The organism is Kineococcus aurantiacus (assembly GCF_013409345.1).
In the GTDB taxonomy this organism is placed as follows: Bacteria; Actinomycetota; Actinomycetes; order Actinomycetales; family Kineococcaceae; genus Kineococcus; species Kineococcus aurantiacus.
Genome location: NZ_JACCBB010000001.1, coordinates 3214487 through 3231019, shown reverse-complemented (window position 1 = coordinate 3231019; position 16533 = coordinate 3214487). Strand labels below are relative to the sequence as shown.

The following is a 16533-nucleotide window of genomic DNA, read 5'->3' as shown; positions in this document are numbered from 1 at the left end:
CGCCGCGAGCCTACGGCCCCAGCCGATCCGCGGTCCGCTCAGCCCGCCCGCAGGACCGTGCGCAGCGCCCGCAGCCCCACCGACAACGCGGCCAGGTCCCCCGCCCCCGGCTCCCCCTCCAGGTCGGCCATCGTCTGCTGGGCCCGCTTGACGGCCGGCGCGTGCGCCGTCTCCCAGGCCAGCACCGCCGCGGCCGCGTCCAGCTCCGCACCCGCCGGGGTCTCGGCGACCACGGCCGCGGTGAAGTCCCGCAGCGCCGCGTACAGGTCGTCGCGCAGCGCCGCGCGCGCCAGCGACTGCCACCGGTCCGTGCGCGGCAACGCCGAGATGCCGTTCAGCACCGACTCGATGGCGTACCGGTGCGAGAGCTCGTACCAGACCGCGGCGATCTCCTCGACGCTGCGCCCGGTGGCGTCCGCGACCTCCACGACGTCCAGCAGCGGGAACAGCGCCAGCAGCGAGGCCGTGAGCCGGGCCTGCCCGACGGGGACGCCCCGCTCGGTGAACCAGGCGATGTCGGCCTCGACGGTGCGGGCGTCCGCCCCCTTCACGATGCCACCGGCCTCCAGGTCCGCGATCCGCGGCGCCAGCCGCGCCACCGCCGGGGCGAAGCGGGCGATCTCGGCCGGCACGTCGATCCCCTCGGGACGGCTGTGCAGCAGCCACCGCACCGAGCGGTCCAGCAGCCGCTGGTGCTCCTGGCGCAGCCGGGACTGCGCGAACGCCTCCACCCGCCCGTCGAGCGCCTCCACGGCCGCGGCCCGCTCGGCCAGCCCGAAGACCTGCGAGGCCACCACGAACGCGCGCACGACGTCGGCCGGCTCGCTGCCGGTCTCCTCCGCCGCCCGGAACGCGAACGTCAGGCCCCCGGTGCCCACGACGTGGTTGACCAGGACCGTGGTGGCGATCTCGCGCCGCAGCGGGTGGTCGCCCAGGTGGTCGCCGAACCGCTCCCCCAGCTCGGCCGGGAAGTACCCGCGCAGCGTCTGCGCGACCCACGCCTCGTCCGGCAGCGAGCTGTCCAGCACTGCCCGGCCCAGGCTGATCTTGGCGTGGGCGACGAGCACCGACAGCTCCGGCATCGTCAGCCCACCGCCGTCGCGGGCGCGGCGGTCCAGCTCGGCCGGCGACGGCAGCGACTCCAGCCGCCGGTCGACGTCCCCGCTGCGCACCAGCGCGTCCAGGAACCGCCGGTGCGCCGGCAGCAGCCCGGCCGCGAAGCTGCCCTCCACGCTCAGCACGACGTTCTGGTCGTAGTTGTCGCGCAGCACCAGCCGGCCGACCTCGTCGGTCATCCGCAGCAACGTCTGGTCGCGGTCGGCCGGGTCCAGCTGCCCCTGCGTCACCAGGTGGTCCAGCAGGATCTTGATGTTCACCTCGTGGTCGCTGCAGTCGACCCCGGCGGAGTTGTCGATGGCGTCGGTGTTGAGCTTGACGCCCGCCCCGCCGTTGCCCGAGGTCGCGGCCTCGATGCGGCCCCGCTGGGTCAGGCCGAGGTTCCCGCCCTCCCCGACGACCTTGACCCGCAGGTCCCGCCCGTCGATGCGGATGGCGTCGTTGGCCTTGTCCCCCACCTCGGCGTGCGACTCGGTGGACGCCTTGACGTACGTCCCGATCCCGCCGTTCCAGAACAGGTCGACGGGGGCGGCCAGGACGGCCCGCAGCAGGTCCACCGGCGACAGGCTGCGGGTCGCGGGGTCCAGGCCGAGGCGCTCGGCGACCTGCGCGCTGACCGGCACCGACTTCGCCGTCCGCGGGTACACGCCCCCGCCCTCGGAGATGAGGGAGGCGTCGTAGTCGGCCCACGACGAGCGCGGCAGCGCGAACAACCGCGCCCGTTCGGCGTGCGAGGCGACCGGGTCCGGGTCCGGGTCGAGGAACACGTGCCGGTGGTCGAACGCCGCGACCAGCCGGATCCGCTGCGACAGCAGCATCCCGTTGCCGAACACGTCACCGCTCATGTCGCCGACGCCGACGACCGTGAACGGCTCCGTCTGGGTGTCGTGCCCCAGCTCGCGGAAGTGCCGCCGCACGCTCTCCCACGCCCCGCGCGCGGTGATGCCCATGGCCTTGTGGTCGTACCCGACCGAACCGCCCGACGCGAACGCGTCACCGAGCCAGAACCCGCGGGAGACGGCGATCTCGTTGGCGATGTCGGAGAACGTCGCGGTGCCCTTGTCGGCGGCCACGACCAGGTAGGAGTCGTCGCCGTCGTAGCGCACGACGTCCACCGGCGGCACCGTGGTGCGCACGCCGTCGACGATCCGCAGGTCGTCGGTGACGTCCAGCAGCCCCGAGATGAACGTCCGGTACGAGGCGATCCCCTCGGCCCACCAGGCGTCCCGGTCCACCGACGGGTCCGGCAGCTGCTTGGCGACGAAACCGCCCTTGGCCCCCGTCGGCACGATGACGGCGTTCTTCACGATCTGCGCCTTGACCAGGCCCAGCACCTCGGTGCGGAAGTCCTCCCGCCGGTCCGACCAGCGCAACCCGCCGCGGGCGACCTCGCCGAAGCGCAGGTGCACCCCCTCCACGCGCGGGGAGTACACCCACACCTCGGCGTGCGGGGCCGGCTCGGGCATGCCCGCCACCAGCTTCGGCGACAGCTTGAACGACAGGTACGGGTGCTCGGAGCCGTCCGGGGCGTGCTGGTACGCGTTGGTCCGCACGACCGCCTGCACCACCGACAGCAGCGCCCGCAGGATGCGGTCCGCGTCCAGGCTCGCGACCCCCTCCAGGGCCCCCCGGGTCTCCTCCTGCAGGGCGTCGACGAGCTCGGCGCGCTCGGCCTCGTGGCCCGAGCGGCTCGGCGCGAACCGCGCCTCGAACAGCCGCACGATGCGCCGCGTGATGCCGACGTCGCTCAGCAGGCTGCCGGCGACGTAGTCGAGGGAGTAGGCCAGGCCGACCTGCCGCAGGTACCGGACCAGGGCCCGGACCACGGCGACCTGCCGCCACGTCAGCTGACCGGCCAGCACCAGCCGGGCCAGGGAGTCGCTCTCGGCCCGGCCCGACCAGGCCGCGGCGAACGCGTCGCAGAACCGGGCCCGCGCCGCGGCCGGGTCGGCGTCCAGCTGCCACACCTCGACGGGCAGCCGCAGCCCCACGTCGTCGACCCACACCCGGCGGCCGTCCTCGCGGGTCAGCAGGTGCGGACGCTCGTCCGTCACCTCCACCCCCAGGTCGCTGAGGACCGGCAGGACGGCGCTCAGCGTGACGGGACTGGTGCGGTAGCTCGTCAGGCGCCACGAGCGCGGTTGCTCGGTGTCCTCGCGCAGGTCCAGCAGCGGCTGGTCCCCCGCCCCGGCGGCCAGCCGCTCCTCGGCGCGCTGCAGGTCCTCCACGGCCCGCTCGACCGGCACCGAGGCCCGGTACCCGTCCGGGATGCCCCCGGCCCAGCGGCGCACCAGCGCGGCCCCGGCGTCCCCGGCGGCCCCGCGGGCGGCGTCGACGACGTCGTCCTCCCAGGACCGCGCGGCGCGGGCGACGTCGGCCTCCAGCTGGGAGACGTCGACGTCGACCAGCTCCTCCCCGGCGCGGGCCCGCACCACGACGTGCAGCCGGGCCAGCACCGACTCCGAGACCCGCAGCGTGTGCTCGACCGACCCGCCGTCGAAGGCCTCCAGCAGCAACTGCTCGATCCGGGTCCCCACGCGCGTCGTGTACCGGTCCCTCGGCAGGTACACCAGGCACGACATGAACCGCCGGTAGTCGTCCCGCCGCAGGAACAACCGCGTCCGGCGCCGCTCCTGCAACCGCAGCACCGCCAGCGCGGTCCCCAGGATCGAGTCGACGTCGGACTGCAGCAGCTCGTCGCGCGGGAACGTCTCCAGGATGCTCAGCAGGTCCTTCGCCGAGTGCCCCCCGGAGCCGAACCCGGCGCGCTGCAGCACCTCGGCGACCTTCTCGGCCACCACCGGCACCCGCTTGACCGAGTCGGTGTACGCCACCGACGTGAACAGCCCCAGGAAGCGGCGCTCCCCCGTGACGCACCCGGCCTCGTCGAACGTCTTGACCCCGACGTAGTCCAGGAACGCGGGCCGGTGGACCGTGGCCTGCGCGTTCGCCTTCGTCACCACCAGGACCTGCGGCTCGGTCGCCTTCTCCCGCACCGGCCCCGACAGCTTGCGCTCCCGCCCGCCGGCGCGGCCCGGCCGCTCGGCGAGCACACCGAGCCCGGACCCCGGCCGGGCCACCAGGAACACGTCGTCCCCGTGCGTCTGCAGGTCGTACTCGCGGTACCCCAGGAAGGTGAACCGGTCGTCGGCCATCCAGCGCAGGAACCGCTCGGCCGTGCGCAGCTCGGCGTCGGGCACGCCCCGGGGCGGGTCGATCTGCAGGGCGTCGGCGGTCTGCAGCGCCCGCGCGCGCATGGGCTGCCAGCCGGTCACCGCCGCCCGGACGTCGTCCAGGACGTCGCGCAGGTGGGCCAGGAGGTCCTCGTCGCCGTCGGCGTGGGCGTCCACCTCGATGCGGATCCACGACTCGGCCGGCTCCGACGGCGGGGCCGTCGCCACGTCGTGCAGGTCCTCCAGCCGGCCCTCGGCCGACCGGCGGGCCGCCAGCCGCGGGTGGACGAGCAGGTGGATGCCCCGGCGGGCGCGGGTCAGCGCCGCGGTGAGGCTGTCGACGAGGAAGGGCATGTCGTCGGTGACGACCTCGACCGTCGAACGCCCCTCGCCGGCCCCCGACGACGCGCCGTCGACCAGCCGCACCAGGGTGGTCCCCGCGGGCCGCAGCGCACCGCACCGCACGTGGGAGGCCACGGCCCGCACCAGGTCGGCGGGCGGTCGGTCGGACAGGTCCTCGACGGCCGTGTGCGCGAAGTAGTCCAGCAGCAGCCGCTCCGCCGCCGTCGCGGTGCGCAGCGCGTCGGGGATGCCCTCCCCCCACGTGGCGTCGGGTGTCGCGGAGGCGGCTCGCACGAGCTCGCGGACGCTGGCGGCGGGGGCGGGGAGTGCGGGCATCACTGCTCCGGTTCGCGGGTGGGTACGCGACTCCCAGCCTAGTGGTGATCACCACCACCGCGCAGGGCAGCGCCTACAGTGGGCCCGTGCCCGCCCGCGTGATCCCGGTCTCACCAGCGCCCGCGACCGCCCCCGCGCTGGCGCGGGAACTGCTGGCGACGCACGTCGACCTGCGCGACCCCGACGCCGCGGACGCGGTCGCCGACCTGCTGTGCGCCGTCCACGGGCTGCTGACGCGGTGACCGTCGTGGACCTCGTGGGGCCCGCGCGCGGGGACGCCGCCGGCCTGGCCGCGCTGGCCGGCCGGCTGCACCGCGCCGCCGCGCTCGTCGCCGCTCCCGAGCAGGACGCCGTCCGCGCCGCGGCCACCGCCGTCGACGACGCCGCGCAGCGGCTGCGCGACCTCCCCGCCCCCGTCCCGGCCGGTGCCGTGACCGAGGTGGAGGTCGCGCTCGCCCGAGCCCTGGCCGGCCCCCTGGCCGTCCTCGTCCCCGGAAGGAACCACTGACCCGTGCCCGCCCCGTTCTCCGAGCGCTCGTCGTTCCCCATCGCCCCCGACGCCGTCCTGGCCGTCCTCCTGGACCCGGCCTTCCTGCGGGCCCGGGCCGACTCCCCCGAGGTCGTCGACCACAGCGAGTCGGTGACCCGCGAGGGCGAGGTGCACGTCGTGACGACGTCGCGGACCGTCCGCACGGACGTCCTGCCCGCGGCGGCGGCCAAGTTCCTCGGCGCCACGGCCGTCGTCGACCAGGTCGAGCGCTGGGAGCCCGCCGCCGCCGACGGCTCGCACCGGGCCCGGCTGACGCTCACCGTGCGCTCGGCGCCCGTGGAGCTGACGGCGACCTCGGTGCTCACCGCCGCCGGGACGGGCAGCGTCCTGACGATGGACGGGACGCTGACCGTCCGCGTGCCGGTGCTGGGGGGTCAGGTGGAGAAGGCCGCGCTCCCGGGGCTGCTGCGGCTGATCCGGTCGGAGGTCCAGCTCGCCCAGGAGTGGACCGCCCGCCCGTAGGTCACCCGCCGGCGGCCAGCAGGAGCGGCAGCTCCCCGGCGTCGTACCAGAGCAGGTCGTGACCCTCGCAGGCCTCGACCGTGAACCGCGCGTCCTCGTCGCCGCCGTCGGCGGCGGGGAGGGCCGCGACGGCCGCGCGGACGTCGGCCTCGGCCTCTGCGTCGTCGACGTGGACGCTGGCGAGGTCCTCGACCCGCAGGGGCACGCCGAGGAGCACCCGCGACCGCTCCGGCGCCGACCACGACCTGCGCTCGGACGTGACCGCGTCGTCCGGGACGTCCAGGGCCAGCACCACCCGCCGGGGGACGGCCGCCGGCTCCCCGGCCAGCTCGCCGGCCAGCAGGCGTACCGACTCGCCCGCCGCGTCCGTCATCGCGACGTACTCGAGCTCCTCCTCCAGGTCGCGGGGGTCCGCGTCGGCGTAGAAGTCCCGCAACGTGGGCGTGACGGCGTGGACGGTGACGGGTGCCGCCGCGAGCTCACCGCTCCCGGCGAGCCGCGCCAGCCCCTTCAAGGTCGTCGGCCAGTACACCCGCACGGCTCAGTCCTCGTCCTCGGCCGGGTCGTCGTCCGCGGCGACGTCGTCGCTCGCGTCGACCTCGTCGCCCGCCTCGTCGTCCGCCTCGTCGTCCGCCTCGTCGCCCGCCTCGTCGTCCCAGTCCTCCTCGAAGACGATGCCGTCGAGCTCGTCGAGACGTTCCGCCGCATCGGTCTCACCGTCGGTGTCCGCCTCGGCGGCCTTCACGAGCCACTCCCGCGCCTCGGCGGCGCGGCCCACGGAGATCAGCGCGTCCGCGTAGGCGTACCAGAGACGGGCGCGCCAGGGCGCGCGGCTGTTGGTGCGCAGCTGCGGGACCTGCAAGGACACGACTGCGGCCTCGTGCTGCCCCAGGTCGTGCCGCGCGCCCGCGGCGACGATGAGCATCTCCACCTTGGCCGGCGTGTCCAGACCCGCCGCCTCCTTGGAGGTGGCCAGGTCGAGCGCCCGCTCAGGACGCCCCAGACCCCGCTCGCTGTCCGCCATGAGCGGCAGGTAGCTGTCGTCACCGGTCATGCGGCGGACCGTGCGCAGCTCGGCGAGGGCCTCGCGGAAGTGCCCCGCCTTGTACGCCGCGATGGCGGCCGCCTCGCGGACGGCCGCGATCCGGCCGCCCCGCTTCTGCGCCGCGAGGGCGTGCTGCCACGCCTCCTCGGCGTCCACGTCCACCAGGCGGGCGCTCGCCACCAGGTGCTTGGCCACGATGTCGGCGTTGTCGCCGGTCAGGCTCTGCAGCGCGCGACGGACCTCACCCGGCAGTTCCTTGCCCGTGATGTCCTCGGGCAGGCGCGGGCCGGTCGGGCGCGGCGGCACCGACGAGCGGCCGCGGTCGCCGCCCGCGGGCCGCACCGGACCGCGGTCGTTGCGGCGGGGACGGTCCTCCGTGCGCTGGGGCCGGTCGTGCCGGGGGCCGCGGTCGTCCCGCGCCGGCCGGTCGAACCGGGAGTCACCGCGCGGCGCGCGGTCACGCTGGGGACCGCGGTCGTCGCGCGAGGGGCGGTCGCCGTCGCGGCGCGGACGGTCGTCACGCGCGGGGCGGTCGCTCCGGAACCCGGTGCGCTGCGGCCGCTCGCCCCGGGCGCCCCGGTCCTCGCGGAAGGGACGGTCACCGTCACGACGAGGCCGGTCGGACCGGGAGTCGCCGCGCTGCGGACGGTCGCGCTCGCCCCGGGCCCCGCGGTCGTCGCGGAAAGAGCGGTCGTCGCGGGAGGGACGGTCGCCGCCGGCGGGACGGTCGCTCCGGAACCCGTTGCGCTGCGGGCGGTCGCTGCCGGTCCCGCGGTCGTCGCGGAACGGACGGTCGCCGTCCCGACGAGGGCGGTCCTCGCGGTGCGGGCGGTCCCCGTAGCGCGGACCTTCGGCGCGCCAGGGCCGGTCACCGTCACGACGCGGACGGTCGTCGCGGGCGGGTCGATCGAAGGAGGAGCCACCGCGCTGCGGTCCGCGGTCGTCACGGGGAGCCCGGTCGTCGCGCGACGGCCGGTCGAACCGGGAGCCGCTGCGCTGGGGACGGTCACCCTGCGGCCCACGGTCGTTGCGGAAGGGCCGGTCGCCGTCGCGGCGCGGACGGTCGTCGCGCGCGGGGCGGTCGTCGCGGGAGGTGCCGCGCTGCGGCCGGTCGCCGTAGCGCGCCCCGTCCCGCACGGAACGGCTCGGACGCTGGTCGTCGGAGGACGACGAACGACGAGGACCCGTCGAACGGGAGCCGCTGCTCCCCCCGCGAGACGACTGGGGGCGGTTCGAGCGGCGATCGTCCTCGCCGCGACCACGAGCACCGTGTTCTGCCATGTCGATCTCCCACCCGCCGCGCTGAACGCGGTTGTCCTCGTCACTGTTCACGTTGAGCTCGCTCGGCGAGCAGTCCATCCTCCCACGGAGGTGGCACAAATACGTGTGGGGAGCGGCCCTGATCGGGCGGCTCCCCACACGCTTCTCACCAAAGGTGAGTGGCCGGCGGTGACCTACTCTCCCACCCAGTCTCCCGAGCAGTACCATCGGCGCTGGTGGGCTTAGCTTCCGGGTTCGGAATGAGACCGGGCGTTTCCCCACCGCTATGACCACCGGACCACACAGGCCAGGATCCAAACCACCCCACCACCACACACGAGCACGCCTGCGCATGCACCACGAGTGGCGGTGGGCGGGTTCTCTCCCGAGAACCACACAATGGACGCGAACACTCAAGCAGCAACTGCTCATCAAAGCATCAAGATTGTTTGCACTCTCCACCCACACCATCACCCACCACACCAATCCTTACGACTGGCCCTGATGGTGGCTGGTGCGTGGTAGACAAGTGATCGGCTTATTAGTACCGGTCAGCTCCACAACTCGCTAGTCGTTGCTTCCACACCCGGCCTATCAACCCCGTCATCTCCAGGGAGCCTCCCACCCCACAAGGGGCACGGAAACCTCATCTCGAAGCAGGCTTCCCGCTTAGATGCCTTCAGCGGTTATCCCTTCCGAACGTAGCCAACCAGCCATGCCCTTGGCAGGACAACTGGCACACCAGAGGTTCGTCCGTCCCGGTCCTCTCGTACTAGGGACAGCCCTTCTCAAGTTTCCAACGCGCGCAGCGGATAGGGACCGAACTGTCTCACGACGTTCTAAACCCAGCTCGCGTACCGCTTTAATGGGCGAACAGCCCAACCCTTGGGACCTACTCCAGCCCCAGGATGCGACGAGCCGACATCGAGGTGCCAAACCATGCCGTCGATATGGACTCTTGGGCAAGATCAGCCTGTTATCCCCGGGGTACCTTTTATCCGTTGAGCGACCGCGATTCCACACTCCACGGCCGGATCACTAGTCCCGACTTTCGTCCCTGCTCGACATGTCTGTCTCACAGTCAAGCTCCCTTGTGCACTTACACTCAACACCTGATTGCCAACCAGGCTGAGGGAACCTTTGGGCGCCTCCGTTACTCTTTAGGAGGCAACCGCCCCAGTTAAACTACCCACCAGGCACTGTCCCTGATCCGGATCACGGACCGAAGTTAGACATCCAGAACGACCAGAGTGGTATTTCAACGATGACTCCACACCCACTAGCGTGAGCGCTTCACAGTCTCCCACCTATCCTACACAAGCCGTCCCGAACACCAATACCAAGCTATAGTGAAGGTCCCGGGGTCTTTCCGTCCTGCTGCGCGTAACGAGCATCTTTACTCGTAGTGCAATTTCGCCGAGTTCGCGGTTGAGACAGCAGGGAAGTCGTTACGCCATTCGTGCAGGTCGGAACTTACCCGACAAGGAATTTCGCTACCTTAGGATGGTTATAGTTACCACCGCCGTTTACTGGCGCTTAAGTTCTCAGCGTCCCCACGTGAGTGGGTAACCGGTCCCCTTAACGTTCCAGCACCGGGCAGGCGTCAGTCCGTATACATCGTCTTACGACTTCGCACGGACCTGTGTTTTTAGTAAACAGTCGCTTCCCCCTGGTCTCTGCGGCCCTCAAACGCTAGTGAGCAAGTCACTTCACGCCTCAGGCCCCCCTTCTCCCGAAGTTACGGGGGCATTTTGCCGAGTTCCTTAACCACGATTCACTCGCACGCCTCGGTATTCTCTACCTGACCACCTGAGTCGGTTTAGGGTACGGGCGGCTCGAACCTCGCGCCGAGGCTTTTCTAGACAGCATGGGATCACCCTACTTCCCCCCTACGGGGTCACCATCAGGTCTCAGGCCCGACATCAAAGTCAGAGGTGCGGATTTGCCAACACCTCGCCCTACACCCTTGGACGTGGACAACCATCGCCACGCGGAAGCTACCCTCCTGCGTCACCCCTGTTAATACGCTTGACTACTACCGGATCGGGCCACACGCTCCACCCACCCGCGCCCGAAGGCAACGAGGGGCTTTGGGTGCTTAGCATCCCCGGCCTCGCCATGGACGGTTCTACACCGGTACGGGAATATCAACCCGTTGTCCATCGACTACGCCTGTCGGCCTCGCCTTAGGTCCCGACTTACCCAGGGCGGATGAACCTGGCCCTGGAACCCTTGGTCAATCGGCGGACGGGGTTCTCACCCGTCATTCGCTACTCATGCCTGCATTCTCACTCGCGTGCAGTCCACAACGGGTCACCCCCCTGCTTCACCCCACACACGACGCTCCCCTACCCACCCACACACCTGCCCCAGCCGGCCAGACCACACATCCGAAGACATGCCGTCATCCGTACTGGAGGGGTTCACATGTGAGTGCCACAGCTTCGGCGGTGTACTTGAGCCCCGCTACATTGTCGGCGCGGAATCACTTGACCAGTGAGCTATTACGCACTCTTTCAAGGGTGGCTGCTTCTAAGCCAACCTCCTGGTTGTCTGCGCAACTCCACATCCTTTCCCACTTAGCACACGCTTAGGGGCCTTAGCTGATGATCTGGGCTGTTTCCCTCTCGACTACGAAGCTTATCCCCCGCAGTCTCACTGCCACGCTCTCACTTACCGGCATTCGGAGTTTGGCTGACGTCAGTAACCCGGTGGGGCCCATCGGCCATCCAGTAGCTCTACCTCCGGCAAGAAACACGCGACGCTGCACCTAAATGCATTTCGGGGAGAACCAGCTATCACGGAGTTTGATTGGCCTTTCACCCCTACCCACAGCTCATCCCCCAGGTTTTCAACCCTGGTGGGTTCGGTCCTCCACGCGGTCTTACCCGCGCTTCAACCTGGCCATGGGTAGATCACTCCGCTTCGGGTCTAGAGCACGCGACTAAGAACGCCCTCTTCGGACTCGCTTTCGCTACGGCTACCCCACCCGGGTTAACCTCGCCACGCACCACTAACTCGCAGGCTCATTCTTCAAAAGGCACGCCGTCACAGGTACAAGCCTGCTCCGACGGATTGTAGGCACACGGTTTCAGGTACTATTTCACTCCCCTCCCGGGGTGCTTTTCACCATTCCCTCACGGTACTTGTCCGCTATCGGTCATCAGGAAGTATTTAGGCTTACCAGGTGGTCCTGGCAGATTCACACGAGATTCCACGAGCCCCGTGCTACTCGGGAGGCGCTCCCAGGGAGGCCGCGATGTTTCACCTACGGGGGTCTCACCCACTACGCCGGACCATCCCAGGCCCTTCGGCTACACCACGACTTTCTCACTCCCCGAACCGGTGGTAGCCGGCTCCGAAACACTCCCACAACCCCGCCACCGCAACCCCTACCAGGTCTCACACGGAAACGGTTTAGCCTCATCCGCTTTCGCTCGCCACTACTCACGGAATCACTGTTGTTTTCTCTTCCTGTGGGTACTGAGATGTTTCACTTCCCCACGTTCCCTCCACACACCCTATACATTCAGGTGCGGGTGACCGCCCATGACGACGGCCGGGTTCCCCCATTCGGACATCCTCGGATCACCGTTCGGTTGCCAACTCCCCGAGGCTTAACGCAGGCTCCCACGTCCTTCATCGGCTCCTGATGCCAAGGCATCCACCATGCGCCCTTACACACTTGACCACCACACACCACCCACCACCACACCCACCAACACCACGAAGGCACTGATGACAGAACCGAAGTCCCAACGGCGACGAACGATGCGCAGATCAAGAGGCAAACAATCATAAAAACCACAAAGACACTCAAACCCACCCCGAGTCACCCCAGAGCAAAGGTTTGAGATCAGAGGATCTACTCGACGAACACCACTACAAAAGATGTTCGCGTCCACTGTGCAGTTCTCAACAGACAACCCGACACCCCACCCACAACAGCTCACATCAGCATCTGCACGCAGACCGATCTGTGAACCAGGCAAGGCCCAGACCTCAAGTTCCCAACCACCAAGACCACGGAAGTCACCCCCCGCAGCCTCAGCCGGCCGGTCCCTCAGGACCCAACAGTGCGCCAGGTGCCCCCTTCGATTCCCCGATCCGTTCCATCCAGCGAGCTGGAGTACTGAGACGAGAAAGCGTCGATGAGCACCGTGTTGATGTTCCACCCTCGAGCACCAGCCGCCGAACACATGCCGGCTGAAACTGGTCCACCCACACCCGCCCCCACCCCGGACGACGCCGGCGTGAAGTACTGCGAGTGTGGTTGATGCTCCTTAGAAAGGAGGTGATCCAGCCGCACCTTCCGGTACGGCTACCTTGTTACGACTTCGTCCCAATCGCCAGTCCCACCTTCGACAGCTCCCCCCCTGACGGGTTGGGCCACCGGCTTCGGGTGTTACCGACTTTCATGACGTGACGGGCGGTGTGTACAAGGCCCGGGAACGTATTCACCGCAGCGTTGCTGATCTGCGATTACTAGCGACTCCGACTTCACGGGGTCGAGTTGCAGACCCCGATCCGAACTGAGACCAGCTTTTTGGGATTCGCTCCACCTCACGGTATCGCAGCCCTCTGTACTGGCCATTGTAGCATGCGTGAAGCCCAAGACATAAGGGGCATGATGATTTGACGTCATCCCCACCTTCCTCCGAGTTGACCCCGGCAGTCTCCCATGAGTCCCCACCCGAAGTGCTGGCAACATGGAACGAGGGTTGCGCTCGTTGCGGGACTTAACCCAACATCTCACGACACGAGCTGACGACAACCATGCACCACCTGTACGCGACCAACTAAATGACACCCCATCTCTGGGATTCCACCGCGCATGTCAAGCCTTGGTAAGGTTCTTCGCGTTGCATCGAATTAATCCGCATGCTCCGCCGCTTGTGCGGGCCCCCGTCAATTCCTTTGAGTTTTAGCCTTGCGGCCGTACTCCCCAGGCGGGGCGCTTAATGCGTTAGCTGCGGCACGGAATCCGTGGAATGGACCCCACACCTAGCGCCCAACGTTTACGGCATGGACTACCAGGGTATCTAATCCTGTTCGCTCCCCATGCTTTCGCTCCTCAGCGTCAGTAACTGCCCAGAGACCCGCCTTCGCCACCGGTGTTCCTCCTGATATCTGCGCATTTCACCGCTACACCAGGAATTCCAGTCTCCCCTACAGCACTCAAGTGTGCCCGTACCCACTGCAAGCTCAGAGTTGAGCCCTGAGTTTTCACAGCAGACGCGACACACCGCCTACGAGCTCTTTACGCCCAATAATTCCGGACAACGCTTGCACCCTACGTATTACCGCGGCTGCTGGCACGTAGTTAGCCGGTGCTTCTTCTGCTCCTACCGTCACTTGCGCTTCTTCGGAGCTGAAAGAGGTTTACAACCCGAAGGCCGTCATCCCTCACGCGGCGTCGCTGCATCAGGCTTTCGCCCATTGTGCAATATTCCCCACTGCTGCCTCCCGTAGGAGTCTGGGCCGTGTCTCAGTCCCAGTGTGGCCGGTCGCCCTCTCAGGCCGGCTACCCGTCGTCGCCTTGGTAGGCCATTACCCCACCAACAAGCTGATAGGCCGCGAGCCCATCCCCAGCCGAAAAACTTTCCACCCGCACTCGATGCCGAGGCAGGTCGTATCCGGTATTAGCCACCGTTTCCAGTGGTTGTCCCAGAGCCAGGGGCAGGTTGCTCACGTGTTACTCACCCGTTCGCCACTGATCCCCCCCGAAGGGGTTCACCGTTCGACTTGCATGTGTTAAGCACGCCGCCAGCGTTCGTCCTGAGCCAGGATCAAACTCTCCGTCGAAAAACCATCCGCAACCACCCAAACCGGCCCGAAGACCAGCCAAGCAGCCACGTAGATCATTTCACTTCATAGTCGACCCTTGGACTCGAAACTCCACCCCCCACTGGCGTGAAAGAGGCGGAGGTCAATCCCAAAGGAATCCCCGATCCCCACCCACACAGGAGCAGAGACCATTGGGGGTTAATGCATTGGCATCAACATTTATGGCACACTGTTGAGTTCTCAAGAACCGGACGCACGACTTTCCGCCGTTTTCACGGCTTCTTGTCTGCGGACTTCGTCCAGCTTACCGGACTCATCGGCCCGGTCAGGACACTCAGTCTCCATCGGCGGCCCGTCAGCTCAGCTGAGCCGATCGCACCGAGAAGTTCCGAGTGGTTCCACCTCCTGCGGGAACCGGCCGGTCGCCCGTCCGTTCCTCCCCGCTGGGGTGTGACAACTACGTTAACTGCGGGCCAGCAGCGGGTCAAATCCCGAGGTCAGCTCGTCCTCCGGCGGGGTGGCCGGCGCGTCCACGAGCGCCTCGAGCCGCACCGCCAGGTCCCGCACCGCCCGGCGCACCACCGAGCGGCCGGCGTGCTCGGCGAGCGTGCGCCCGGCCAGCAGCGCGGCGTCCGCCGCGTCGTCGTGCGGCACGGTGACCACGTCCTCGATGCCGGCGGTGCGCCGCAGCAGCGCGGTGATCCGCCGCACCGGGGGGTTGCCGACGGCGCCGGGACGGACGCGGTTGACCACCGGCACGACGACCGCGTCCGGTGCCACCTCGGGCAGCGTCCCCCACGTCCGGACCAGGCGCTGCAGCCCGACGGGGTCCGCGGCGCCCACGACCAGCACCACGTCGGCCACGTCCAGCACGGTCGCCAGGACCGCGTCGCGACCGGACTCCAGCGGCAGGTCGTCGCACCCGCCCGGCACGTCGACGATCGTCCAGTCGTGCCCCGCGGCGGCGACCTCCAGGGTCCGCCGCAGCGCGGCGGGGCGGACCTCGCTCCAGCGCGACGGGTCTCCCGACCCGCTGAGCAGACCCAGCCCGTCGGCCACGGTCGTCGTCCGGCGCACCAGGCCGGCGACGTCGAGGCGACCCTCGGCGGCCGCGCGCACCGCGGCCAGCAGGGAGGGGGCCTCGTCCAGCACGCCCAGCGCCTGCGCGACCGAGGCGCCGCGGGTGTCGGCGTCGACCAGCAGCGCCCGCTCACCCGCCGCGGCGAACTCCGCGGCCAGGTTCGTCGCGATCGTCGTCCGGCCGCACGACCCGTGCGGTCCCCACACCGCCACCACGCGACCGGGGGCACCCGTCCACGTCGCCTCCGCGTCCGCGGCGACGTCGACCGCGGCCGGTTCCCGCGGGTCGGGCGAGACGCTGAGCGCCACCTGGCGGGCCAGGTCCGCGGGGGCGGCGTCCGCCACCGCGAAGCGGGTCGCGCCCAGGGCGCGCCAGCGGCGCTCCTCCTGCTCGCCGGCCGCACCGGGCGGCAGGAGGACGACAAGCCCGGTCCGGTGGCGCCGCAGGGTCCCGACCGTCTCGGTGTCGCAGCCGGGCAGGTCGGCGCCGAGAACCACCGCGCGCACGAGACCCGCGGCGGCGACGGCCAGGACGTCGGCGACGTCGGCGCAGCGCCGCACGACGACCAGCTCGCGCCGCAGCGGCTCCCACCCGGTGAGCAACCGCGCCTCGCCCGCGCCCGGGATGGCGACGGCGACCGGCAGCGTCACGCCCCACCACCCGGGACGGGCACGAGGACGAGGTCGTCGTCGTCCGAGACCGCCCGCAGGACGGCCGGGAGCGCGCCCTGGGGCACCACGACCTGCACGTCGGCGCCACCGCGCGAGCTCAGGGCCCCACCGCCGTCGTCGACCGCCGAGACCTCCGCCGCCTCCACGAGCCGCTCGGGTGCCGGCACCGCCTCCTGGCCCGCCACCGGGGCCGCCGGGACGACCCAGACGTCGACGAGCGCACCCACGGCGACGCCCTGGGGCACGTTCCCCTCGACCGGGACCGTCACGGGCCGGGAGGTGAGGTCGCCCACCCGCCCCAGCGCGCCCACCGGCAGGAGCTCCCCGGCGGCCAGCCCCCGCAGGGCGACCGCACCGCGCGAGGGGTCCGTGCCGGCCGGGACGTAGCCGGCCAGCGTCGCCGGGTCGAGGTGCACCTGGACGACGCGCAGGTCCTCGGTGGTGATCGACCGGCCCGCCCCCACGGGGCGGGTCAGCGCCCACACCCCGGTGGTGTCGCGGGCCCGCCCGACGACGGTGGCGCCCACGACGACGCTGACCAGCACCAGGAGCAGGCCGACGAGGAGCCGGGGGTCCCGCCACGACGGCGCGCTCACGCGCCGGGCCCGCGGGTCCGCTCCGGTGGTGTCCCGCCCGTGCACCGGCCGCACCGCTGTCCGCACCCGTCCTCCGATGGTCGTCCTGGTCCGTGGTCGTCGCCCATGGTGAGG

At 69.9% G+C, this 16533-nt stretch carries 8 protein-coding genes and 3 rRNA genes; 3 read left to right on the top strand and 8 right to left on the bottom strand.

What is annotated here, in order from left to right; genetic code table 11:
• Positions 1-38: 38 nt before the first annotated feature.
• Positions 39-4967: an NAD-glutamate dehydrogenase gene (locus tag BJ968_RS15555; RefSeq protein WP_179753351.1), complete on the bottom strand. Its 4929-nt coding sequence runs from the start codon at positions 4965-4967 to the stop codon at positions 39-41.
• 86 nt (positions 4968-5053) lie between these two features.
• Between BJ968_RS15555 and BJ968_RS15550 the strand changes: the two genes are divergently transcribed.
• Genes BJ968_RS15550 through BJ968_RS15540 form a run of 3 tightly spaced genes read left to right on the top strand, consistent with a single transcriptional unit; the run spans position 5054 to position 5979 of the window.
• Positions 5054-5209 carry a hypothetical protein gene (locus BJ968_RS15550; RefSeq protein ID WP_179753349.1) on the top strand — a complete coding sequence of 52 codons (156 nt, stop codon included), beginning with the start codon at positions 5054-5056 and terminating at the stop codon, positions 5207-5209.
• A complete protein-coding gene (locus tag BJ968_RS15545; RefSeq protein ID WP_179753347.1) occupies positions 5206-5475 on the top strand; it encodes a hypothetical protein in 270 nt (89 codons plus the stop codon). Before BJ968_RS15550 ends, BJ968_RS15545 begins: the two co-directional genes overlap by 4 nt.
• A gap of 3 nt (positions 5476-5478) precedes the next feature.
• Positions 5479-5979: a DUF2505 family protein gene (locus tag BJ968_RS15540; protein ID WP_179753345.1), complete on the top strand. Its 501-nt coding sequence runs from the start codon at positions 5479-5481 to the stop codon at positions 5977-5979.
• A gap of 1 nt (position 5980) precedes the next feature.
• Here BJ968_RS15540 and BJ968_RS15535 read toward each other — a convergent pair whose 3' ends face one another.
• From BJ968_RS15535 to BJ968_RS15505, 7 genes are all read right to left on the bottom strand, one after another.
• Positions 5981-6517 carry a DUF6912 family protein gene (locus tag BJ968_RS15535; RefSeq protein ID WP_179753343.1) on the bottom strand — a complete coding sequence of 179 codons (537 nt, stop codon included), beginning with the start codon at positions 6515-6517 and terminating at the stop codon, positions 5981-5983.
• A 3-nt stretch (positions 6518-6520) separates the two neighbouring features.
• On the bottom strand, positions 6521-7366 hold the full coding sequence (locus BJ968_RS15530) for a tetratricopeptide repeat protein (RefSeq protein ID WP_179753341.1): 846 nt from the start codon (positions 7364-7366) through the stop codon (positions 6521-6523).
• Between the two features lie 1099 nt (positions 7367-8465).
• Positions 8466-8582, bottom strand: a 5S ribosomal RNA gene (rrf, locus tag BJ968_RS15525).
• 223 nt (positions 8583-8805) lie between these two features.
• Positions 8806-11975 (bottom strand): 23S ribosomal RNA (locus BJ968_RS15520).
• Positions 11976-12571: 596 nt separating this feature from the next.
• Positions 12572-14089, bottom strand: a 16S ribosomal RNA gene (locus BJ968_RS15515).
• The 16S, 23S and 5S rRNA genes sit together here, the layout of an rRNA operon.
• 444 nt (positions 14090-14533) lie before the next feature.
• Positions 14534-15802 carry a nucleotide-binding protein gene (locus BJ968_RS15510; RefSeq protein ID WP_179753339.1) on the bottom strand — a complete coding sequence of 423 codons (1269 nt, stop codon included), beginning with the start codon at positions 15800-15802 and terminating at the stop codon, positions 14534-14536.
• Entirely contained in the window at positions 15799-16419 is a 621-nt protein-coding gene (locus BJ968_RS15505) for a hypothetical protein (RefSeq protein ID WP_179753337.1), read from the bottom strand. Before BJ968_RS15505 ends, BJ968_RS15510 begins: the two co-directional genes overlap by 4 nt.
• Between the last annotated feature and the right edge of the window lie 114 nt (positions 16420-16533).